Source organism: Companilactobacillus sp. HBUAS59699 (assembly GCF_036913575.1).
Taxonomy (GTDB): Bacteria; Bacillota; Bacilli; order Lactobacillales; family Lactobacillaceae; genus Companilactobacillus.
The window spans coordinates 540,931-565,229 of record NZ_JAYKTV010000001.1; the positions used below are offsets into that span (position 1 = coordinate 540,931).

Annotated in this window: 24 protein-coding genes; 4 read left to right on the top strand and 20 right to left on the bottom strand. The window is 36.6% G+C overall.

Annotation, left to right across the window (positions count from 1 at the left end; translation table 11 throughout):
• The first annotated feature begins 117 nt into the window (after window positions 1-117).
• Window positions 118-846, top strand: a complete 729-nt coding sequence (locus U8519_RS02740; protein ID WP_334328791.1) for an alpha/beta hydrolase — start codon at window positions 118-120, stop codon at window positions 844-846.
• Window positions 847-1,424: 578 nt separating this feature from the next.
• On the opposite strand, the gene U8519_RS02745 is transcribed toward U8519_RS02740, so the two are convergent.
• The 6 genes from U8519_RS02745 to dhaK form a co-directional block, all read right to left on the bottom strand.
• Window positions 1,425-2,630, bottom strand: a complete 1,206-nt coding sequence (locus tag U8519_RS02745; protein WP_334328968.1) for a NupC/NupG family nucleoside CNT transporter — start codon at window positions 2,628-2,630, stop codon at window positions 1,425-1,427.
• Window positions 2,631-2,808: 178 nt separating this feature from the next.
• Window positions 2,809-3,342 (bottom strand): citrate lyase holo-[acyl-carrier protein] synthase, encoded by a 534-nt coding sequence (citX, locus tag U8519_RS02750; RefSeq protein WP_334328792.1) that lies wholly within the window; start codon window positions 3,340-3,342, stop codon window positions 2,809-2,811.
• A 123-nt stretch (window positions 3,343-3,465) separates the two neighbouring features.
• Window positions 3,466-4,188, bottom strand: a complete 723-nt coding sequence (locus U8519_RS02755; RefSeq protein WP_334328793.1) for a gamma-glutamyl-gamma-aminobutyrate hydrolase family protein — start codon at window positions 4,186-4,188, stop codon at window positions 3,466-3,468.
• A gap of 66 nt (window positions 4,189-4,254) precedes the next feature.
• Window positions 4,255-4,623, bottom strand: a complete 369-nt coding sequence (dhaM, locus tag U8519_RS02760; protein WP_334328794.1) for a dihydroxyacetone kinase phosphoryl donor subunit DhaM — start codon at window positions 4,621-4,623, stop codon at window positions 4,255-4,257.
• Complete coding sequence (gene dhaL, locus U8519_RS02765) at window positions 4,623-5,216, bottom strand: dihydroxyacetone kinase subunit DhaL (RefSeq protein ID WP_334328795.1); 594 nt, start codon at window positions 5,214-5,216, stop codon at window positions 4,623-4,625. The genes dhaM and dhaL overlap by 1 nt, the downstream gene beginning before the upstream one ends.
• Before the next feature lie 17 nt (window positions 5,217-5,233).
• The gene (gene dhaK / locus U8519_RS02770; RefSeq protein ID WP_334328796.1) at window positions 5,234-6,226 is read right to left on the bottom strand and encodes a dihydroxyacetone kinase subunit DhaK; all 993 of its coding nucleotides are present in this window, start codon (window positions 6,224-6,226) and stop codon (window positions 5,234-5,236) included.
• Between the two features lie 231 nt (window positions 6,227-6,457).
• Here dhaK and guaD point away from each other — a divergent pair, with 231 nt between their 5' ends.
• The gene (gene guaD, locus U8519_RS02775) at window positions 6,458-7,777 is read left to right on the top strand and encodes a guanine deaminase (RefSeq protein WP_442892118.1); all 1,320 of its coding nucleotides are present in this window, start codon (window positions 6,458-6,460) and stop codon (window positions 7,775-7,777) included.
• Entirely contained in the window at window positions 7,767-9,110 is a 1,344-nt protein-coding gene (locus U8519_RS02780) for a uracil-xanthine permease family protein (RefSeq protein WP_334328797.1), read from the top strand. The genes guaD and U8519_RS02780 overlap by 11 nt, the downstream gene beginning before the upstream one ends.
• Window positions 9,111-9,150: 40 nt before the next feature.
• On the opposite strand, the gene U8519_RS02785 is transcribed toward U8519_RS02780, so the two are convergent.
• From U8519_RS02785 to U8519_RS02820, 8 genes are all read right to left on the bottom strand, one after another.
• Entirely contained in the window at window positions 9,151-10,311 is a 1,161-nt protein-coding gene (locus tag U8519_RS02785) for a GNAT family N-acetyltransferase (RefSeq protein WP_334328798.1), read from the bottom strand.
• 69 nt (window positions 10,312-10,380) lie between these two features.
• On the bottom strand, window positions 10,381-11,160 hold the full coding sequence (locus U8519_RS02790; protein ID WP_334328799.1) for a MurR/RpiR family transcriptional regulator: 780 nt from the start codon (window positions 11,158-11,160) through the stop codon (window positions 10,381-10,383).
• A gap of 86 nt (window positions 11,161-11,246) precedes the next feature.
• Window positions 11,247-11,579: a PTS lactose/cellobiose transporter subunit IIA gene (locus U8519_RS02795; RefSeq protein ID WP_334328800.1), complete on the bottom strand. Its 333-nt coding sequence runs from the start codon at window positions 11,577-11,579 to the stop codon at window positions 11,247-11,249.
• A 27-nt stretch (window positions 11,580-11,606) separates the two neighbouring features.
• On the bottom strand, window positions 11,607-11,918 hold the full coding sequence (locus U8519_RS02800; RefSeq protein WP_334328801.1) for a PTS sugar transporter subunit IIB: 312 nt from the start codon (window positions 11,916-11,918) through the stop codon (window positions 11,607-11,609).
• 356 nt (window positions 11,919-12,274) lie between these two features.
• Entirely contained in the window at window positions 12,275-13,096 is an 822-nt protein-coding gene (locus tag U8519_RS02805) for a Cof-type HAD-IIB family hydrolase (RefSeq protein ID WP_334328802.1), read from the bottom strand.
• Between the two features lie 75 nt (window positions 13,097-13,171).
• Window positions 13,172-14,476, bottom strand: a complete 1,305-nt coding sequence (gene aroA, locus U8519_RS02810) for a 3-phosphoshikimate 1-carboxyvinyltransferase (protein ID WP_334328803.1) — start codon at window positions 14,474-14,476, stop codon at window positions 13,172-13,174.
• Window positions 14,477-14,704: 228 nt separating this feature from the next.
• Window positions 14,705-16,039 carry a M20 family metallopeptidase gene (locus tag U8519_RS02815; RefSeq protein WP_334328804.1) on the bottom strand — a complete coding sequence of 445 codons (1,335 nt, stop codon included), beginning with the start codon at window positions 16,037-16,039 and terminating at the stop codon, window positions 14,705-14,707.
• A 35-nt stretch (window positions 16,040-16,074) separates the two neighbouring features.
• Window positions 16,075-17,577, bottom strand: a complete 1,503-nt coding sequence (locus tag U8519_RS02820; RefSeq protein ID WP_334328805.1) for a YfcC family protein — start codon at window positions 17,575-17,577, stop codon at window positions 16,075-16,077.
• A 145-nt stretch (window positions 17,578-17,722) separates the two neighbouring features.
• On the opposite strand from U8519_RS02820, the gene U8519_RS02825 reads away from it, so the two are divergent.
• Entirely contained in the window at window positions 17,723-18,310 is a 588-nt protein-coding gene (locus U8519_RS02825; RefSeq protein WP_334328806.1) for a hypothetical protein, read from the top strand.
• Between the two features lie 40 nt (window positions 18,311-18,350).
• Here the strand turns inward: U8519_RS02825 and U8519_RS02830 are convergent, their stop codons facing one another.
• The 6 genes from U8519_RS02830 to U8519_RS02855 form a co-directional block, all read right to left on the bottom strand.
• Complete coding sequence (locus U8519_RS02830; RefSeq protein ID WP_334328807.1) at window positions 18,351-19,859, bottom strand: YfcC family protein; 1,509 nt, start codon at window positions 19,857-19,859, stop codon at window positions 18,351-18,353.
• A gap of 341 nt (window positions 19,860-20,200) precedes the next feature.
• Complete coding sequence (locus U8519_RS02835) at window positions 20,201-21,571, bottom strand: DUF4097 family beta strand repeat-containing protein (protein ID WP_334328808.1); 1,371 nt, start codon at window positions 21,569-21,571, stop codon at window positions 20,201-20,203.
• A gap of 2 nt (window positions 21,572-21,573) precedes the next feature.
• Window positions 21,574-21,915: a PadR family transcriptional regulator gene (locus U8519_RS02840; RefSeq protein WP_334328809.1), complete on the bottom strand. Its 342-nt coding sequence runs from the start codon at window positions 21,913-21,915 to the stop codon at window positions 21,574-21,576.
• A 320-nt stretch (window positions 21,916-22,235) separates the two neighbouring features.
• Window positions 22,236-22,433: a hypothetical protein gene (locus U8519_RS02845; RefSeq protein ID WP_334328810.1), complete on the bottom strand. Its 198-nt coding sequence runs from the start codon at window positions 22,431-22,433 to the stop codon at window positions 22,236-22,238.
• Window positions 22,434-22,535: 102 nt separating this feature from the next.
• On the bottom strand, window positions 22,536-22,976 hold the full coding sequence (locus U8519_RS02850) for a hypothetical protein (RefSeq protein ID WP_334328811.1): 441 nt from the start codon (window positions 22,974-22,976) through the stop codon (window positions 22,536-22,538).
• Between the two features lie 221 nt (window positions 22,977-23,197).
• A complete protein-coding gene (locus U8519_RS02855; RefSeq protein WP_334328812.1) occupies window positions 23,198-24,295 on the bottom strand; it encodes a Glu/Leu/Phe/Val dehydrogenase dimerization domain-containing protein in 1,098 nt (365 codons plus the stop codon).
• Between the last annotated feature and the right edge of the window lie 4 nt (window positions 24,296-24,299).

Sequence of the window (24,299 nt, forward strand, 5' to 3'; positions counted from 1 at the left end):
TAAGTGTGTTCCCTCAGGATTATTATTGAATAGTTCATTAAACATCCTTACTTTATATTTGATAAATAATTAAACTGATTTAAAATTATAAACATATCAATCAATCGAGGTTTATAAATGACATTAATAAATATGAGTTATCGTACCGATTACTTACATACTTACTTCAAAACAACAATTGTAATACCTGACTCAGAAAAAGAACCCTATAAAGCAGTCTGGCTATTACATGGATACACCGGTGACGATACCGCTTGGATCAGACATGCAAATATCGAGAAGCTGGCTCGTGAACACAATTGGGCTGTAATAATGCCTGAAGCCAGAAATGCTTTCTATACAGATTCTGACTTCATTCCCTATTACTCATTCTTTACTAAAGAGTTGATCCCCAAGATACAAGAAATGTACCCTATTTCATCAAAGCCTGAAGATAATTACATCGTCGGCTCTAGCATGGGCGGTTACGGAGCATTGAAAATCGGTTTTACTAATCCTGATAAATTCAGTAAAATTGCAGCCTTGTCACCAATAACTGATATCGAAAGGTTCAGAAATAATCCTCAATGTCCGATGGACAAACAAACTTTTGACAGTATCTTCGGTACTGCAGAAAAAATCCATAATAATCAATTAGCAACCATCTTCAATCGAATACAACCTCGACAAAAAGTTCTCACACTCTGTGGTGACGAAGACTACATGCGTGAAGATAACATCATGTTCAAAAACTTTCTCACTATTCACTTAAGAGAAAATTATACTTGGATGCCAGTGGATGGTGATCATTCTTGGGTCACTTGGGTTGGTAATATCGGCAAAGTATTTAAATGGTTAGAAAATTAGATCTTTGGGTGCCGCTGAGGATGGTCAACAATTCCATCTGCCGTAGGACCGGTCTCAAACTACGTTTTCGACCTCGCTTTGAAGCCTGTAGTCTTCAAAGTCGTCCAGTTTACTTAGCGATAAATCGCTAAGTAAACTTTTACGGCGGATTCCATTGTTGACCATCCTCAGCTAAAATTGTGATAGTACTAGAATAGCCTCCATTACTAGTAGCAATCTTATTATCTAATTTTAAACAATAAAAATAGCACGTAACGTCTATTGGATAGATTTACATCCAAATAATCGTTACGTGCTATTATTTTTTAGAATCGATAAATTTAGCTGGAGGTCAGCAGTAATGGAATCAGTAGCGAAAGTGGTGTTAATGCGGGTGGTTTTCCGCATTTACAGCACTGGACGTCTTGGATGATTTGCGGTCCATGCAAAGCATCCAAGCGAGATTTGAGACCGCTTTTTGGCTCAAATCGGTCCCGACTAATGGAATTACTGCTGACCGGAAGCGGCAAGCAAAACCACCAACTACAAAAAAAGCGAACCATAGGCTCGCTAGTCCATCCTGGAAGATGTCATTTTTATTACCAAACGAATAATCCAACAAATGCGGCTGATAATAGTGATACCAAAACACCTGATAACAACATATAGCCGACATTCATTGAAATAACGTCATTTTTTTCTTTATTAACAATTCCTTTGAAACATCCGATAATCATCCCTAGAGTTGAGAAATTAGCAAATGATGTAATAAATACTGTTAAAACCGCTCTAAAATGCGGATCAAAATCATTGATAATCTTAGTAACTTTTCCCATAACAACAAATTCATTAGTCACTAGCTTAGTACCCATATATTGAGCCATTTGGAACGAATCATGTCCATTCAATCCCAACAACCATGCAAAAGGATACATGATGATACCAAGAATATGTTCTAAGGTAAGCCAAGGATTTACCAATTGCAAAATTTTATCGATCAAAGCTGCTAAAGCCACGAAAGCAATAACATTTGCTGCAATGATCAAGATAAGCTTACCAGCTCCTAAGATGGAATCACCTAAAAAAGAGAAGAACGGTTCTTTTTTACCGTTATCACCTTCGCCACTAAGCTTAGCAATTGTATCCTCTTCCGGAGTAACTGTGACTGGATTTAGTAAACTAGTTACAATAATAGAATTTATAATATTGATCGGTATAGCCGTCAAAATAAATCTACCTGGCATCATTTGAATATATGATCCGATTATTGAAGCAGTTACACAACTCATTGACATCATTGCCAATGTAACATTACGCTGTGCTTTGATTTGCTTCAATTGTAAACTTGAAACTGCCAGCGCCTCAGTATTACCTAGAAACATCATTTCTACAGCGAAAAATGATTCGAACTTTGGCTGACCCGTAATAAAGGATAAGCCTTTACCGATCCATTTAATAATGAAGGGTAGAATACCAATATATGTCAAAATATCAAATAATGGCACAATCAGTAAGATTGGCAGTAAAGCACTCGTAACAAAATCCATACTCTTAACGTGTACCCAGCTTGGCAATGCGAACTCAATACCGACATAAGCAACCTGTACTAACCAATTAAATCCATTCGCGGCGCCAGAAACAATTGCACGCCCGATCCCAAAACTTGTTAAAAACCAAGCCAAAAGTAAATTAAGAATAATCATAATTCCAATTGACTTCCATTGAATGTTCTTTTTGTCCTTCGAGAACAAAAATGCAATAGCAAGAAAAACTACAAGACCTATAATATTAATTATAAGGTACATACCCATTTTTTATTTTCCCCTTTGTATTTCTGATATCGACAACTCCAGCATGATTAATATCATATCATGCATTAATAAATTTAAAAAATTAAAAATATTTTACATTCATATTAATAGCAGAAAAAAATAAGCAGAATCTCTAATCCAATCAGATTAGAGACTCTGCTTATTTTGAATTTTATTTTTTATAGTCATTAATTAATTTACTAATATGAGCTTGAAGTTCTTCAACGCTATGATTGCGTTCACGAATACATTCTTCAGCTGTTTTATCACAAATTAAGCATTTTCGCGGTTGAAGATGAAGATCTTTTCTATTTAGTGAGCCTAATGTATCGCCATGGACAATGTATACATCAATATCAAATATTTCACCTAAAGGATTTTCATTTTCAAATTTTACTGCCGCAGTTTTAACTATTTGTGCATCTGAATTAACAATTGCAAAAGCCTCGGGTCCAGTCGCAACATCCCAAACTACACGTTTTTTTATATCAAAGTTACTGATGAAATCCTTAAATCCACATTCAAATATTTCACTTAAATATTCATTATTCTTTATTGGACCAGGAATTCTCAAGCCGGCATTGATAAGTGAAGCGTAGTCAGGTATTTCATCTAATAAATATTTTCTCTCACCCTCATTGGCTATGTGGCTAGCAGCCATTTGCTTTTCATCTTGTGGAAATCCTTCTGTAAAAATGTTAACCATTTTTCACAACTCCTAAATCATGTGTTAATTGGCACACTGTCAATTAATTTATATTCTACCATGAATATAGTTATATTAGGCGTTTAATATATCATAACTATGCTTTTGATTTTTGCATATTTTTTAAAGTCTTCCAATGAAGTCCTTAAATAACTGTAATTCTTCAGGATAATCCTGCCACATATTTTCAGGGTGCCACTGAACTGCCTGAACACTAGCATCACTATTCTCAATTGCCTCGATCACCCCATCTGGAGCCATAGCGGCTATTTTAACGCTAGGAGCTGGTTCCTTGATTGCTTGATGGTGACGTGAATTCACAAATACCTCATCACCTACTGTTTTTTGCAGAACTGATTCTAATACTTTAACGTGATGAACAGGCAAATCACCTGAAGCTTTTTGATGATGCATTATCAATGTTGGTTCATCAAACTGTGTTGCTAAATCTTGATATAACGAACCACCCAGCGCAACATTTATTACTTGCGCCCCACGACAGATTCCTAAAATTGGGATATGTTTCTTAACGGCTCTTTTCACCAACGAAATCTCCGAAATATCTCTTTTTCGATTAGTCGTGCCTAATTCTGGTATAGGTTCCTCTCCCATAAATGTTGGATCAACATCTGGTCCGCCGGTAAATATGATTCCATCCAACACTGATAATAGATCATCTAGTTTATCTAATGAGTCTTTGGTGAAATATGGCAAACTTACGGGGACACCTCCGGCTTCTAAGACTGCAGTGACTGCTGGTCTTGGCACAAAATCAGCTTTATTTTCATTGATTACAGACGTAGGTTCCAAAAGTACATCTGCGGTAATACCGACTATTTTGCTCATATTTTTCTCCTTAAATAAAAAAATCTAAAATCAGAATACAATTCTAATTTTAGACCTATTATATAATTATTTTATTTTCATGTCTTTAATACTACCTTCGATTATTTCAAGTGGTGAATCCACTTGAGCCATCGTTGCAGCAGCGTAAGCTCCCTCGACTAGAGCAACATCATAACGATGAATTGTCTTGTCACTCATTTCAGTAACCATATCCAAATTCATTTTTGAACTGCCTAGATCATAGAAAGCTAAAATTTCATCCCCAGTATTATCATCAACAGCTGTTTGAATCTTCTGCATTGAGGATCCAATCTCATTATCATCCGTCCCACCAGCAGTGGTTATCGATACATCTGGAGCTGCTTCAGAGATCAACTCTTTGACACCTTCAGCAATCTTATTCGAATGTGAAACGATAACTATTCCAAATTTCATTAGCTATTCTCTCCTATCACTTCGATCAAAGAATCGAATAAGTAGGCACTTGATTGTGAGCCGGGATCAAGATGTCCTTTAGATTTTTCTTCCAAATAACTGGCTCTTCCCTTAGTAGCAACCATATCCTTAGTTGAATTTAAGGCACTTTTAACGTCAGAGTGTGTCAGATGACCTGATTTAAGATCATCAGCCAGTGGCTGCCAAACATCGATCATTGTTTTCATACCTACATCCGATTCGCCACGACGTTTAATTCCGTCTGCTCCTACTTGGATCAAATCTGCCAGTTCAATATTTTCACTTTTGACAGCTTTTGACATATCTAACAATGCTGTACCATACAGTGGTCCCGATGCACCACCAACTTTTTGGATCATCGCAAAAGCCGTGGCTTTGTACAGATCAGATACATTCTCAGGATTCTTCTTTTCAAAAGAGTCTGCTATTGCCTTAGCTCCACGATCCATATTCGTACCGTGATCACCATCGCCAATGGCAGTGTCCAATTCATTCAATTCAGACTTGTTAGCTTCGATTTTTTCCACAAATAAATCGATCCATTTACGAGCTTGTGCTAATTCTAATTTCATAGTGACATCCTTTCTGATTACCATCCAATAGTTGTAACTGGTTCTTTAAGCTTACTGATCCAGTCGGTATTTGCTTTCATAATTGTCAACGAAATTCCTTGCATATCAAGGGATGTAACCATATTACCAACTTTACTGAACTTAACGTTGATTCCCTTATCTTTCAATTCATCCAAGGCGTCGTTAGCGAAAATATATTGTTCCATCAATGGTGTTCCGCCCATTCCGTTGATCAAAACTGCAAATTCACCGGATTTATCATCAAATTCCTTGAGTATCTTTTCAATCAGTTCATGTGCCAACTCTTTAGCTGGTTTAATTCTTTCTACAGAATAACCACGTTCATTATGAATTCCAATTCCATATTCAATTTGATCATCTTCCAATTCAAATCCAGGATGACCAACCGCAGGAACAGTAGCAGCATGAAGTGCAATACCGATAGTCTTAGTGTTATCAATAACTGCTTGGCCCAACTTTACAAGCTCATCTAGTGACATACCTGATCTAGCTGCAGCTCCAATTATCTTCTCAACCAAAACCGTTCCAGCAACTCCACGTTTACCTTGAGTAAATTCACTATTCTCAACTGAAATATCATCATCGACAACTATCGTACCAATTTTAATGTCATCAGCTTCAGCCATTTCCTTTGCCATATCAAAGTTCATCACATCACCAGAGTAATTCTTAACGATCAATAAAACACCCATTCCTTGATTTACAGCAGTGATTGCTTCATAAATTTGATCTGGTGTTGGTGAGGTGAATACTTCACCCGCAACGGCTGCTGATAACATACCGTCTCCTACAAATCCAGCGTGAAGCGGTTCGTGGCCGCTCCCTCCACCAGATACAACGCCTACTTGCTTACCTTCTGAAAACTTCTTATCATTTCTCACTACAGCAGTAGTTCCATCAATTTGTCTTACCAAGTCAGAATTGGTTTTAACTAATCCCGAGATCATTTCTGGAACTATATCCTCAACACTATTGATAATCTTTTTCATTGTGAACCTCCATAGTTTGTACGAGTCATTAACATATTCATTATACTTCATTGAGAGATTTCGGGAAATTTATTGAAATAATTGTGTAAGCTTTAAAATCATTGCTAATTATATTAGTAAATCATTAATTAATTTAATTTATTTCCGAACAATTCTCTCTTTATTAAATTAATTATTCATGTTAACCTAATAACAACTTAAATAAGGAAGTGTTAGATTATCACCTATCAAATTGTTTTTGAGGGAGCTGTTTTTTCTGCAGCATCGTTTGACAAGGCGGATTTTTCACCCAAAGTTCTCACATGTATTGATCAATCAGGAATGATAGATCGTGTAATATCTGTTGATGAACCGGATTTTAAATCGGTCAAACAAACTGCTGCAAATCACAACATTCTTCATCCCATACCAAATGGCAGTTATCTGCTACCAGGATTTACAGATTTACACGTTCATGCACCACAGTGGCCACAGGCTGGTCTTGCTTTAGACAGACCATTGAATGAGTGGTTACAAACTTATACTTTCCCATTGGAGGCAAAGTATGAGAATCTTGATTTTGCTAGGAAAACTTATAAAAGTTTAGTTCATGAATTATTAGCTAACGGAACAACTAGTGTCTTGTATTTTGGCTCAACTCATGTTGATGCCAATTTGATTTTGGCAAAAATTTGTGCCGAATCAGGACAAAGAGCCTTTATAGGAAAAGTAGCGATGGATAATCCAGACCAAACTCCAGATTTTTATCGTGACAGTTCTTCTAAAGAAGCACTTGAACAAACCGAAGTATTTATTCAACAACTTCAGCAGTTGCAGAAAAAAACTAGCTCTGAACTGGTACCAGTTATTACTCCAAGATTTGTGCCAAGTTGTACCGATGAAACTCTACAAGGACTAGGCAAGCTGGCAAGAAAATATAATCTCCCTATTCAATCTCACTGTAGTGAGAGTATTTGGGAAGATCACTATGCTATTGACAGATTCCATCAAAGGGATGCTGAAGTTCTTGACAAATTTGGACTTCTAACAAACAAGTCAGTCATGGCACATGGAACACAACTTCAAAATTCTGATCTTGATTTATTTAAACAAAGAAATACAGCAATAGCACATTGTCCTATCTCCAATGTCTACTTTGGTGACTCAGTTCTATCAACTAAACATGCCCACAATAAGGGTGTTGAAGTCGGTATGGGTACTGATCTATCCGGTGGATATTCACCAAGTATTTATCGCAATATGCAACAAGCTATAATGTCGTCACAAATGCTACAGGATAGCGGCGTTAAAAATTCTAGAATTTCCGCTGTGAATGCTTTTTATCTCGCAACCGTTGGCGGTGCTAACGCATTAAGTATACCAACTGGAAAAATAAGGGCTGGTTACAAAGCTGATTTACAAATCGTTAACGACCAATACTCTAATATTATGTCTAACAACGCAAATGATATATTCGAACGTTTGATTTATCACACTACTAAGAATCAAATTAACGAAGTTTACGTTTCTGGAAAACAAGTAATAAATCAAGGAGATAATAATGGAAAATAAAAGCAGTTTATTAGTCGGACCTGATGACAAGGTTGGCTTTGGAGAAGCTGGATTCTTAGGTCTGCAACACGTCTTAGCAATGGATATTTACGTTCCCCCAATTATATTGGCAGGAATGATGGCAATGGGAGTTGGCGATCAGATGAGCCTATTACAGTCAACTTTCCTAGCCGCTGGAATTGGAACTATTCTTCAAACTTACGTCTTCATGAAAATGCCTGTATCTCAAGGACCGTCCTTCGTACCTTTAGGAGCCGCTGCTGGAGTTGTTCTAGCTTCTGGTGGACTAAAGGGTAATGGAATGGGAACACTGATCGGTTCATTACTGATCGGAGCTATTATCTTAATTATTCTAGGATTGACTGGAGTTTTCCAGAAGATAATCAGTAAGCTAGTTCCCGCATTAGTTGGTGGAACCATTATCACCTGCGTTGGTCTATCGCTGATTCCTTCAGCTTTAAATGACAATATTTTTAAAGCTACTGGAAATATCAATAACAATATTATTCTAGCTTCAATCACTGCTCTAACATTATTGATCGCAGTAGGTATAAGTAATCGATTCCCTCAAGTTAGACGATTTTTCAGAACTGGTTCAATTATTTTGGCTCTTGGTGTCGGTACAGTCGTATCAACTATGATGGGATTGTTCGATTGGCAAACAGTTTACGATGCCGCTTGGTTCAGCGTTCCAAATGGAACTGTGTTACACTATGGAATCAATTTTTCCCCTTCAGCAATTATTACCTTCATTATCATTTACGCGGTAATCACAACCGAAACAACTGGTACTTGGTTTGCGATGGGAGCTGTTACAAATCACGAAATCAGTAAGAAACAATGGAATATGGGTATCATTGGTGAGGGATTCAGTTGTTTATTCGCCGCTCTACTTGGTACCACACCCGTTACTGGATATTCTACCAATGCTGGTGTTATTTCTATTACTGGTGTCGCAAGTAAGCGAGTTTTCTTGTTTGCTGGTATTTGGTTCTCTGTTCTAGGATTCTTTAGTAAATTATCAGCCTTCCTAGCTGCCATCCCTGCACCAGTTATCGGTGGAGTCTTCGCCATAATCTGTGTAACTATCATGTTAAATGGTCTAAATGTTATTCGTAGCTTGCACACGACGGATCGTGATATTTATATCATCGGTCTACCTATCATCCTTACGTTAGCTCTAGTGCTATTACCAGCTAACGTAATTAAGCAAGCTCCACAGATCATACAATACTTACTAGGCTCACCTATTGCCGTAGCTGCAGTAGCTGCTATCCTGTTAAACTTATTAATGCCAAAAATAAAAGAAGTATCTGCAACTAAAGCAGTTTAAAAAACATCCCGGAATCAATCATTTGATTCTGGGATGTTTTTTAGAAATAATCTCTTAATTGTGGTTTTTCAATCACTAAAGCATGACTCAAGCGATCAATTGAAACAGCATCACCTTGAACCGCTCCATAGTGTGCTAACGAATCTAATTGCCGAGTTCCAAACATAGCTTTAGTTAAATTTTCAATACTGATCTGAATATTATACGGTTCTTTAGTCTTCTCAAACTTAACAGTTCCCTTATCGATCGATAACTTCCAACGATGATTGTTCCATAACAATGAATCTTTCACATCAATTACGATGGGATCGAGATTGTATTTGATGAATGGATATTTCATAACAAAGCTCTTCAAATTAACAATTCTCGCAGACATATACGGAACAGTTTTAACATCAGCTATCTTTGGCTCTTCTAATAGATCAGACTTAACTTCTGAATCGTCAGACTCATATTCAAATTTATCAAACGTAGACTGATGTTTAGTAATAAAATTAGCTAGAGCTCGGTAACTATCAGGATCCTTGGTCAACCATTCATGTATCTTCAAAGTTGGTCCATCCTTAGAGTAGAACAAGTAACCGCCTAAAGTGTCGTCATCCTCAAAGTAAAGAGCAGCGAACCAATCTGAATGTTTGTAGGCCATATGATCCCACCACCAGTCTTCACGAATAACTCCACCGAGCGAATTATGGTCATTGTAGAGTTTTCGGGCAGCTTCAGGTACTTCGTCCAAATTCATGCGTTCAACTCGACCAGCCTTGGGGGCTTTAATATGCGTCCACTCATTGCTTGGGATGCTCATTACAACATGATCAAAGACATGTTCATACCCAAATTGACGATAAAATTCAAATGAGAACGGTGCTAAGTATGACAAGGTCACATTATTCTTATACATATCCTCCAGTGCAGCATTTATCAGCTTACCAGCACCACCTCGACCAGCGAACTCAGGTGCACTCATTACATCACCGATTCCGTTCATATGATAAGTGACACCGTGAAAATTGACGGTGAAAGGAATGCTAAACAGTCCACTTCCTAATTTGTTTCCATTCATAATCCCATAAACTAGAGAATGCTTGTATCTAGTCAGCAGTGCATTTCGCTTCTGTTCACTATCTTCTCGATTGAAGGAATATAGATACAGATCATAAAACTTATCAAAATCTTCAATTCCCAAACTGTAATTTGCCATAATATTCCTCCATATTATTTTATTTATAAATTAACTGATTGCGAAATATCTAGCAAGATAAATACATTTCTAATCTTGTTTAGTAGTTTCATTATCAAAGTTATTTTGTGGTTTTTCATTAATTTTGTGATAGGCATTGCTTGAAATCTGTTCCAGCATATAAACCAAAGGAACTTGTGTCGTAACATTTATTTGTCCATTTCTAATTTGCGGTACATCGTAAGAAATTGGAAAGTCAACAATTTGATTCAATGTAGAATACGAATTGGCAGTTAAAGCAATCGTTGCCGCACCATTCTTCTTGTAATACTTGGCTTGCTGCAGTGTGTGTTGTGTTTCTCCAGAAATAGAAACTACGATCAACAATGTCTTGGAAAAGTCACGGTCAGCTAACGGCTCTGGTTGAAAAGGATCTGCAATCGGCAAGGAATATATGCCATAACTCGATAACAAACTAGATCCATACTGTGCAATTTTGCCGCTATTACCAACGCCGAAGAACAATACCAAATCAGCCGCATTGATCATCTGTGCTGCACGATTAATTTTTTCGTCAAAGGTTCCTTCTTGTGTAACCACCTTAAAAAAATTCTGAATCGGTTCTACACTACTATCATTGAACTTTCTGACTGGCTGATTCTTACTTTGCTTTAAAGCAAATTTAAATTCTGAGAAACCACCATAACCCATTTTTTTCAAAAAACGCAATACCGTAGTGGTCGAAACCTGTGCTTCGTTAGCCAAATCTCTGATTGTCATATTTTCAACTTCTTTAAAATGGCCAACAATATATTTATAAACGATCAATTCTAATCGATTTAATTCGTGAACCTTTTGATAGGGAAACATGAACCACACCTCTTTTATCGAATTTATATCCCAATGGCAAAAAATAAAAGCTGGGTAGTGACTCTCCCAGCCCTAATACGTCAGAATTATTTTTTAGAATCTAATTTTTTATATAGATCAACTATTTCACCTGCAAGATCTCTAAATGTTATAGCAGTCATAAGGTGATCTTGTGCATGAACCATCATCAATGAAATATCTGCAGATTTACCATCTGCTTCATTTTTAAGCATTTGTGTTTGGACATTATGTGCTTCAATCAAGTACTTGTCAGCCTCTTTTAACTTCTCAATCGCGGTATCAAACTGGTTATTCTTGGCCGCTTTTATCGCTTCAAAGGCAAAACTCTTTGCACTGCCTCCATTGATGATCAATCCCATACATACTTCCAATTGCGCATCATTTTGATCTTCTGACATTGTAATTTCCTCTACAAAATAGAAATTTTATTTTTTCATCATAGACATCGCACGTTTAAAGACTTTTTCACCATTCATCATTCTATAATCCTGCATACCAATTACTTCAACTGGTATGTCTAATTTATCTTTAAATTGTCCTTCCAAGTATCTAACTTGTGGTCCCAATAAAAGTACATCTGGATTCTTTTCGTCCAATTTGGAATCGGCATTAGCAGCTGAGGTTGCAAATATTTCAGCATCTATTCCTTCAGCTTCAGCAGCCTTTTGCATTTTTGAGACCAATAAAGTCGTTGACATACCTGCAGCGCAACACAACATAATAGTTTTTTCAGCCACGATCAAAACCCCTTTGTAATCATTTTAATAACGTTTTTTATAAAAAACATTATTGTTGAAGCGTTTTCATGAACAATTTGATTGTAGTCCGTGTCATGGTATTTAGCAAGATGTTTTTTCTAAAAAACATCATACAAAAGGTACAGTTACTGATTATCTGAGTATGATACGGCTAGGATTTGTTGGCTATCCACAGTTAAATTTGTGTTGTTTCTAGACTAAATAGTAACTGCAATTCATCACCTAAAAAATAAAACAGTGTTCCATGACAACGAATAGATAATATATCCAGATTGTTACGAAACACTGTTTTTTGTAGTAGATAAATTGATCTGCCGACCAGAAGCGTAATTTCCTTAACCAAACTCCCCCTCAAGAACACGATCAATCATCTTAGCGACACCATTTTGATTGTTAGTATCAGTGATCTTCCAAGCAACATCTTTGACCTTTTCGATAGCATTATCCATCGCTACACCATACCCAACTTCGCGGATCATATCATAATCATTGCCATAATCACCAAAGCACATAAATTGTGACATGGGAATATTCTCAAACTCCGAAATCTTTTGCAAAGCGGATAACTTAGTCACATCTTGAGCGTTGATCTCAAAATAATCATTACCAGAACGACTGATCGTCACCGGAAGTGACGTAAATGACTCTAATTTCTTTCGTAATTCCGGCAGTCTCTGCGGTGTAGTACTAAAGCAAACTTTATAAATTTCAAAATCTGGATCATCGTTTTTTTTGCGTAAGTCATCGATCGTATCAGCGTGCAAATTGTGGCGACTACTTCCCTCAAAGTAAGTCGTCCAGTTTTTGGTTGGATCGTAAACTTGAGTATAGTTAAGACCATCTAACACAATTTTGAACTTGTTAAACTCTGATCTTTTCAAGATTTCCTCAATAATATCGTGTGATAAAGGCTGGTCAACAATCCTCTTCCCCTCAGGATCAACAACGACAGCACCATTTAGAACAGCTTTATACCCAGCAACTTTCAAATCATCTTTGAAAAACTTATTAACTGAATGCAATGTTCTACCAGAACAAATTGAATATACCATCCCCGCCTTAACGGCACGTCGAATAGCCTCTACATTTTCCACTGGAATTTGACTATAACTATTGAGTAATGTCCCGTCTAGGTCAGTTCCAATAAATTTGATCATATATTTTAGTAACCCCTTACATATTTTTCGTTACATTAATCATACGTCAATGTAACAAAAAAAAGAAGCGTAAAACTACGCTCCCACTAATACCTTCCTCATATCAGAAATGAAATCAGGATATGAAATATCAATAGCTTCAATATTTTTTATTTGGAATGGTGTTGCCGTTAGATTAGATGCTACACACAACATCATAGCTATTCGATGGTCATTGTGACTGTCAACATCGTCTTTAACACGAATCGGCTGATTACCTTGAATAACGATCGAATCATCGTTTACTTCCATAACGATTCCCAATTTGGCTAATTCCACACGCATATTTCTAATACGATCACTGATTTGAAGATGAACATCATGAACATCTTCAATAATCGTCGTACCAGTTGCTTGAGATGCCATCAAAGCAATGATTGGAATCTCATCGATTATGAATGGTACTTGTTTAGCGGCAATAGTGGTACCGTGAAGCTTCTGACTCTTCACAATTAAATCTCCGTAAGGTTCCACACTGTTAGTTGAACGATTTTCTACTTCAACCTTAGCTCCCATTTGACGAGCAACGTCTAATAAGCCCGTTCTCGTAGAATTAAGACCCACGCGGTGTAATGTCAAATCACTGTCTTCGGACAATAGAGCACCTGCAATATACAAAGCAGCTGACGAGAAGTCTCCTGGTATCGTTAAACTCTGACCGGTTAAATTAGTATTCTTGGGATTTACTATAATCACATCTGGATTAGTCACTATATCCGCACCGAAGTAATTAGCTAACACTTCCGTATGATCACGTGTAGGCATTTTGCGAAGAATCTCTGTTTCAGAGTCAGCGTACAAACTGGCGAAGATCAAGCCACTTTTGATTTGAGCACTAGCGATATCTTGCTGATAAGTTATTCCTCTTAGATTATCTGACCCAGTAATTTGAAGTGGCAAATAATCATCTGATAGCCTAGTGAGATCGGCTCCCATGTCGGATAACAAGACCGCAAGGTTATCTGATGGTCGCTTACTCAAAAACTCTCCACCTTGGAGTGTATATGTATCTGGTATGGTCGCCAGCATCCCCATTATTAAGCTCTGAAGTTCTCCAACGTTATTCAAATTCAAATTATGCGTCACTGGATTGAAATTACGATTAGATCCTTTAATTATCATATCTTTGTTTGACGGTTCTATGTACATCTTTACGCCGAGACTTTGAAACAGCTTGACAGTTGTAGAAAGATCCTCGGAAAACGAAAAATTACTAATTTGAGTGACTCCCTTAGCCAAGGAAGCTAAGATAATTGCTCGATGGGCAATACTCTTGTCCCCCGGTACAGTCATGTCGCCTTTGAACTTATATTTTTTTGGTTGTGTATTAAAATTGAACATAAAAATTCACCCGCAAGCTATTCTTGCAATATCCTTTCTTGACAAATGAATCGACATTTTGAAAAAATGCAACGTTTCCTCTTACCCCTAAACTAACCAATTTATCAATATAAGACAAATTTTATGTCTTGAGAGTTCAAACAAATAAAAAAGAACCGCCGAGGCGGTTCCAATTTCTAATTATAAAATATTTTATAACACTCATGTGAATATTACAAAACTTAAATCTTAAACACATAGACGATATACTGCTTCAGCAATGATTTCCATAGCCTTGCGCATATCTGCCTTGCTCCAGTTTTCATTTGCTTGATGCATGAAGTCTGGTGTTGTTGGTAACATTGCACCAAAGGCTACACAGTTATTCATTGTTCTAGCAAATGTAGCACCACCTGAAATAGCTGGTTTAGATTCTGTATCACCAGTTACATCTTGGTATGTTGACATAAGAGTCTTAACCAAGTCTGTATCTGTTGGTACGTACAATGGAGCAACATAGTCAAAGTTTTCATATTTCATATCAAATGGTTTAACAGCATCTGCAACCTTTTGAATCAATTCATCATGATCGATCTTTACAGGAATTCTCATATCGATTTGTAGACGTGAGCCTTCTGGGCTGATCTCCAAGCTTGAAATATTGAATGTTAATTTACCTGATACATCATCAGAAACATCACCCAATAGATTAGTTGCATTAGCATCCTCACCAAACTTCTTCAAGAACTTGAGTACTTGAATTTCTGGGAAGACGTCAGCAAGTGCAATACCTAATCTAACAACAGCATTAGTACCTTGAGGAGCGTTCATAGCATGAACTGAGTTACCTTTAACTTCAATTCCACCTTCTACCTTTTCAGCGTCAAAGTTGTGAGCCTTAAGAGCAGCCATAACTTCGTCTTGTTTAGGTCCATCATAGATAGCCTTACCAGGAACGGCATTGAATGCATTGACTAAACTCAAGTTTAGTTCATCTGAACCAGGTCCTGTTAAGTATGATTGTTGTAGGCCTTTTTCAGCATATGTTAATGGGAACTCTGAATCAGGAGCAATACCCATATCAATAGGTGCTTCCTTCTTGTTGTATTGTGCCATACATCTCCAGAGTGTCTCTTCATCTGTACCAAAGATAAAACGAATCTTCTTATTGAAGGTATGTCCAGCATCCATAATTGCCTTTACAGCAAATAATGAAGCAACACTAGGACCTTTATCATCTTGAGTTCCACGACCGAATAACTTGCCGTCTTTTTCAACCATTTCGAATGGTTTAGTATTCCAAGCATCAAGATTTCCGGCTGGGACAACGTCCATGTGACAAACTAGTCCAAAGATTTCCTTGCCTTCACCAATTTCGGCATAACCATAATATCCTTCTGGATCTTCAAATGTCTTATAACCGATTGATTCAGCAACTTTTAGAACAGTGTCCAAAGCCTTTTTTGGTCCAGGTCCAAAAGGCGCATTCTCTTCAGCGTCTTCGCAATATGATGGAACGGCAATAACCTTGCTCAATTCCTTAATTGCATCTTCTTGAACTTTGTCTGTGATAAATGTTTCCATTTTGAAACCCCCTCCAATTTTTTGAATCTAATTTATTACATCATTGAAACTATAACCAAGAATGCCGCAATTACGACAAACAGTATTGCAATTAGTTTCCAAATATACTTCCACCATGTAACGATATCAACGTGTCCAATTGCTAGAGCACCCATAACGATACCTGATGTTGGTGTGATCAAGTTAACTAATCCTGAAGCAGCTTGGTAAGCTGTGATAACTAATGAACCGTCAACACCTGAGAACTTACCTAGAGGTCCCATGATACCCATTGTAGCAGCAGCTAATCCTGATGTTGATGGGATCAAGAATGACATAGGAATATAGAAGATATATGTCAAAACAATAAAGATACCTGATGAAAGGTTTTGTAATCCAGTTTCACCAGCGTGTAGAACTGTAGCTGTGATGTAACCATTGTTCATGATAACTTGAATACCACGGGCAACAGCAACGATAATAGCAACACTCATGAATTCACTCATACCATTCATGAAGGCTGTGATATAATCTGATTCTTTCATTCTGAACATAAACATAATGATTACTGACATCATGAAGAATAGAGCTGTGATTTCTGTGAAGTACCATGTTCCTAGTGGAGCAAAGTCTTGCGCAATCAAGGCACCTAAGAATGGAATCTTAGTGAACCATGCTGTGAAGTCATCAAAGAATGTCCAACTTGAATTTAGACTTGTCCAAGGGATCAAACCTAAAATCATAATTACGAATGTTAAAGCAAATAGCCATAGAACACCCTTTTGTTTCTTAGATAGCTTGTCATCAATTGACTTGTCAGCAGTTGAGAATTCTTCGAGGTCTTTTTGACGACGTTCAAATACATATGACTTACTTGGATCTTTTTTAACTTTGTCAGCATAACGCATAACAAAAATAATACTGATTGCTGTAGTGATAATTAATAAAATAAAACGTGGAATTAATCCATCACCAGGTGAGATGTTGATCGTTTGAGAAGCAACACCTGTTGCAAATGGGTTAACCGTAGATGCTAAACATCCAATTTGTGAACCGATCAAAGCAAGTGAAATAGCTGTAATCGAATCATACCCAACGCTGATCATAACTGGTATCAAAATTGGGTAAAATGCGATTGTTTCTTCACCCATACCATATGTTGATCCACCAATAGCAAATAATGTCATTAAAATGGGAATAAGAGCTTTTTCTTTACCGGCATTTTTTCTAACAACTGTAGCAATACCGTCATCCAATGCACGGGTCTTGTTGACAACTCCTAAAAATCCACCAATAACTAAAATAAACAGTGAAACGGAAATCGAACCTTCGGTTAAGTCTGTACCAACCATACCGTTGATAGGTGCTAAGAATACGTCCCAAATACCTTGAGGACTACTTGCACGTGCTTTGTACGTACCCGCAATAATGTTTCCTGCTTTTGTTGTAGCATATTCACCGGCTGGAATGATCCATGTCAGTATAGCAACTACAATAATCAAGAAAAATAGAATTGTGTACGCCGAAGGCATACTAAATTTCTTTGCCTTTTTTTCCATGTTGTACCCTCCCTATACTCGTTCTTAATTAAGCATATACAATAAATTAAGCGATTACAACGGTTTTAAAAGTTTATTTTTTTATAATATATATTATCTTTTTCTTTCAATATTTATATGAAATTAATTTTTATTGTGAAAACGATTGCAAAAAGCTACAATAGATTTATTACAAAATACGGGTGATAAAATGGACAGCACGATAATCTTTGGTCAAGAAATAAATCACGGTCCTTTAATTAGAAGTATTTTAATAAGTGCACTTCTAGGCTGTGGTGGTTCTTTAATTAATTACAAAACAGGTCTGGCGATTTTTCTAATAATTCTTTTCATAGCTCTCTTCATCTACTATCCGAGTTACCTGCCATTCCTATACAGCTATTGGGCACTGGAAGCACACGGAATTACCTATTATGATATGAGTTCTTATCGTTCTAAACTAAAGATGATTTTTTTAGGAAAGAATTCCGATCATCAATTCATTAGTTATTCGCAAATCAATGGTTTTGAAATCCAATCAGAAAATGATACGTATTCATTAGTAGATGTTTCTACTTTCAAAAATCAAAAACAGCCGATATTCACTTGGCTAAGAAAACCCCTGAATATGGTAGTAAAACTCAAAAATAATCAAATACCTTTGGACCTCTCATGGGACCAACTACATGATCACAAAAATCTACCCGCTCGTTTGATGAATGCCATGAGCTATATAGATTCTCACGTCCAATAAAAAATCGTTTATCTCGCAATTGAGATAAACGATTTTTTTTTTAAAACATAGTGGCGACTGCTAAAAATACACATGTAAAGACGAATAAAATTGCTAATAACTTCCACATATATTTCAGCCAAGTAACAATATTAACGTGTCCAATCGCTAATGAACCCATAACGATTGCCGAAGTCGGTGTGATCAAGTTAACAAAACCTGAAGCCGATTGATAAGCTGTAACGACTAACGATCCTGCAACGCCTGAGAACTTACCGATTGGTCCCATAATTCCCATTGTAGCGGCAGCTAAACCAGAACTAGAAGGAATTAAAAATGACATTGGAATATAAAAAATATAGGTCAAAATAATAAATACTGCAGATGATAGTCCATGTAATCCTACTTCACCTGCATGTAGAACTGTTGCGGTAATGTATCCATTGTTCATGACAACTTGAATACCACGGGCAACAGCAACGATAATCGCAACATCCAAAAGATCTTTCATACCATTCATGAAGGCATCGATATAATCCGCCTCTGACATATGAAAAATAAACATTACAATCACTGATGCAATAAACAGCAATGTCGTAATTTCAACGAAATACCAATCACCTAGTGGCAAAATATCTTTACCAATCAAAGCACCTAGGAATGGAACTTTGACTAACCATTTATTAAAGTTATCAAACATTGTCCAATTACTATTCAAACTGGACCAAGGAATCAAACTAGTGATCATAACCACAAAGGTTAGAACAAAGGCCACTAGAACCGCCTTTTGCTTGCCTGATAGTGACTTAGCAACGTTAGAATCTTCATTGCTCTTAACGAATTCTTCCAGATCCTTCTGATGACGTTCAAAAACTAATGACTGATCCGGATTCTTCTTGATCTTAGCTGCATAATGCATAACGTAGGCGATTGCTATTGCGACCGTGCAGACAAAGAATATCAATCTAGGAACCATCCCGGCACCAGGTGAAATATGAATCGTTTCTGAAGCAACGCCAGTAGCGAAAGGATTGATGGTCGAGGCCATACAACCAATTTGTGAACCGATCAATGAAATAGAAATCGCTGTAAGAGTATCATAACCAACGCTTAACATTACTGGGATCAAGATAGGAACGAAGGCAATCGTCTCTTCGCCCATCCCAAATGTAGAACCACCGATGGCGAATAATGTCATCAAAAATGGAATTAGAATTTTTTCTCTACCAGCATATTTAGTAACGGCAGAACCGATCCCATCATCAAGTGTCTTAGTCTTATTGACGACTCCCAAAAAACCACCAATAACCAAAATAAATAATGAAACTGAGATGGCACCGTCAGTTGAATCAGTACCAACCATTCCGTTGATTGGAGCTTCGAAAATATCCCATAGGCCTTGAGGACTGCTACTTCGGCTTCGGTATGTCCCGGCAATGATATTGCCTGCCTTAGTAGTAGCATATTCTCCGGCTGGGATGACCCAGGTTAAAATTGCTACAAGAATTATTAGGATAAACAGTATGGTAAATGCCGATGGCATATGCCATTTACTTTTTGTTTCCTGCATATAAATCTCCCCTTATCTTGTAGAATGTCTTATACATTACGATTATTTTGATGAAATTACAATGGTAAATTAAAATATTTTTAATTTATTTTTAAATTTCAAACATTATTAAACAGCACATAATAGATTAATAACTAATTTTGGTCTAATCATAATCTAATATTAGGTTGAATTTTAAAAGCTTGAAAAGCACAATTTTTATTGTTTAAATTTGTCAACTAATTTGGATAAATAATTATTTGAAAATAATTATATGAAAACATAAAAATCAGAATATAGATATTTTTGACAAAATATACAAAAAAAACGTCCAGTTTTCAAAAACTAGACGCAATTATTTTTTAATATAATTTGACTGTACCTGAAGTTGCTTTGCCACTAACTGTATACATTGGATCATTACCAACGTGTCCATCCTTAAAGTCGAGTGTATCATGCTTTAAAATGGCAGCTTGAGGAGCATGTACCGTCCCACTTTTAGTTTGAAGATCGAAGTTATAATTATCATTCACCATGTGCATCTTGACTGTTCCACTGTGTGATTCTGCCATTATATCACCGGTCAATTCTCTGATCTCGATAGCAATCGTTCCGGAATGATCATAGATTTTACCACTGCCAGATAATCCTTCTCCACGTATCGCACCACTGTGAGCGTTGATGTCAAACACACGTCCTAGAACGTTATTGAGCCTGATTGAACCACTGTGAGCGGATAATTCTAATGCATTATTAGCTTTGATATTTTCTAATCTTACTCTACCTGATTGATTCCTGATCGATAGGTTCTCAACTGAGATATTATCGAAATATCCATTACCACTGTTAATCGTGGCTTTGACTATACCCAGACCATTGATTCCCGTCACATGAAGATTTCCAGCAATTGTTGAAATACGCATATCGCCGGCAAATTTTTGTGGAATCAAGATTTGAGTTCTAACTTTCAGATGCAAGAATCTTGGATAGCGACCTTGAGCAATGATCAAAGTTCCATTTTCATTCCTAGTTCTAGCGAAATAATCTGGATTAGTACGTGACATGTATTCACGAAGTATTACTTGGTCACCTTCGATCGGTAGGACACGGACAGTTGCTGAATTGTAATTTATATCTAGTCGATCAATCTCATCAGTATCAAACGCTACTTCATTTACCAAATCAAGGGTTTCAACATAAATTTCAGTATCAACATGATGATCGAATTGTTCATCAAATTTTGAAAAAGTATCTTTGACATTGTTTTTGTTTTGATCAAAGTTGATTCCACGACCATCAATCGTCATATTTCCCAACTTCACACCATTTTCATCGGCACGAAAAATCTTGCCATCACCAATAGTTACACCGCTGCCATCTGCTTTGAATGACTTACCTCGATTAACGAAAACACCATTCTTGTTGATTTTTAATTTTTCCCCGCCATCAACCGTGATTCCCGACGGGTCGATATCTATGTGATGACCATTTTGACTTTCAGTCTGATCATCTTGCATTACCTCATCGATCAGATCATTGATATCGCCGAATTCTTCAAAGGCTTCTTCAACCGCAGCTTCTTCAGACTTTCCATCTACTAACTTATCTTCAGCAGACGCAATAAGATCAGACTTCAATTCCTCAGCCAATTCATGAATATCAGGATTATGAGGATAATCTTCAAATATTTCTGACAATTTTGTTTTTACTAATTCTACAATTTTTTTATTCATAATTATTCGATCCTTCCTAAAATCAAATCATCGATCACATGCTTAGCAAAATTCCACTCTTTGACATTATTCTTTAAAGTCTCAGTTCCTTGCTGAGTTATTTTGTAATACTTTCGTCTACCACCTTGACTCTCGTCACCCCAGTAGCTTTGAATATCACCATTTTTTTCTAATCTTCTGAACACGGTATAGAGTGTTGCCTCGTTAAGCTCGTAGGCATCATGACTCAATTTTTTGATCGTCTTGGTTATTTCATAACCGTAACTGTCACCTTGGCTCAAGATGTTAAGCACAATAGTTGTTGTATGACCACGAATTATATCTTTTGAAATCATTGGTTTCATTTTGCTGTCTTCCTTTCGATGAATATAATTTAACACCAATTACTGTGTGTGTCAAAGTAATTATTTCAAGATAGTATTTTCGTATGCCGCTGATGGTAGTCAACTAGATTTATTTTTCTGACAAATTGGGATTGAATTTTTTTGTTTTATAAACAAAAAGAAGTACATCAAATGATGTACTTCTGGTGTGATTTAGATCTACCAACACTACTGACGTAGATCTCAAGTTAGATAAGTAACTCTATTATTTTTATAATCAAACTTAAGTAAGAATGGGCTTGGAATATACAAAAATTCAGGCTATCCTGTCCCAATTCAAATTATTTTTTCAAGAAAGCAAGCACGTCCTTCTTATTTGGTTTCATACTTCCTGCTAAGAACGCAATAATGATTGCAATAACAGAAGACACAAATTCCCATACCGACCATTTAAAAACTAGTGTTAAAACTAACATAATGAAAACTGAAATCAGCAAGATTCCATCTCTAGGGCCTAATTTCAAATACGAATACATCATTCTATGTCACTTCCTTCATTGAATAAACTAAACTAGGATTTATAGTGGGTATACAATTTTAGGTAGCTTTTTGTTTCCTTATAATCCCGGCACTAATCGAAATTAACCAAGTGTAGCGGATAGGTAGAAAGAAGTCGAGGAATAATTCAATATCCATTCAAAACCCAAGAATAGTATAAGACTTTTTATATTTTTATGAAAGGCTTTCCAATACTGCATAGAGAATCCCTTAGCTGCATTTACTTTTTCTCCAGTGTAAACTAATTTGTTGTTTACCTTTTTATAAAGTTTGATTTCACCACTATTATCTCTATCTGAATGACCAGTAAAAAATACTATATCTTTTCCATTGTAGATTGGTAGATCTGGCGTATAGTTAGCATACTTTATTTGATCTTCGTTGGATTGATTAACATCAAATTCTTCAGCGCCTTTGGTACTGAAATATTCATTCTCACCAATTTGCCCATAATTATAATATTTGAACACCATATTATAATTATATGGTATCAAAGGGTTAGGACGTTTTACAATGGTTGGCAAGAAATAGACTTACTAGTTGTACGACATCTAAAGCTTAAGATTTAACATGAATATATTCACAAATTATCATTTAATTGAAAAAATTAAACATAGGTGTTGTAAATATTTAATGTCCAATCGAAAAGGAGTGTTACGACAAATTAACGTAACACTCCTCTTTTATAGCTGGAAGACAGCAGTAATGGAATTACCGCTGCCCGGAAGCGGAAAATATAATCTAATTAAACTGTTTTTAAAGATGATTTCTCATTTTGCAAGAAATTACCACGCACATTAAGCATCGAATTGATTCTTTCTTCAGCTAATCTATCCGCAGCTTCAGCTGTTGTAATATCATCACGCCTAGAAATTTCAAAAACCTTATCCATTTGATCGTAAATTGTCTTTACCTTTTCTAGAGCACGTTCACGATCATATCCCTTCAGTTCATCAGCCACATTGATAACTCCTCCGGCATTAACGATGAAATCAGGTCCATAGACAATTCCACGATCCTTTAGCATTTGTCCATGTTTCTCAATATCTAACAATTGATTATTGGAACTACCACATACAGCCTTTACCTTTAATCTTGGAATAGTGTCGTCATTTAAGATTGCACCTAAAGCACAAGGAGCAAAAATATCAGCTTCAACATCATAAATATCATCGGGGGCAACGGCAGTAGCTCCAAAATTATTAACCATTCTATCGATGGCTTCTTGATTGATATCAGTAACAATAATGTGAGCACCTTCGTCATTCAGATGCTTTGCTAAACCAGTAGCAACGTTTCCGGCACCTTGGATGGCTACAGTCTTACCGGTTAAGTTGTCATCACCGAAGGCTTCTTTAGCAGTACGTTTCATTGCATAGTAAACTCCCAAAGCAGTAACAGGACTAGGATTACCCGATGCTCCTTGAGCATCACTAGTTCCGGTAACATGATCTGTTTCCATATAGATTGCATTCATATCATCTACGGTTGTTCCCACATCTTCAGCAGTGATATATCTTCCATTCAAACTTTCAATATAACGTCCTAGTGCTCTAAACAATGCCTCACTCTTATCCTTTTTTGGATCTCCAATAACAACCGTCTTGGCACCACCAATGTTCAGTCCGGCAGCAGCATTCTTATAAGTCATCCCTTTGGCTAGACGAAGGGCATCATTCAATGCTTCTTCTTCAGTAGCATAAGGCCACATTCTACATCCTCCAAGCGCTGGTCCTAAGGTCGTATCGTGAATAGCAATAATTGCTTTTAATCCTGATACCTTGTCTTGACAGAATACAACTTGTTCATAATCATCATGTGTCATTACTTCAAATAAGTTCATGGCT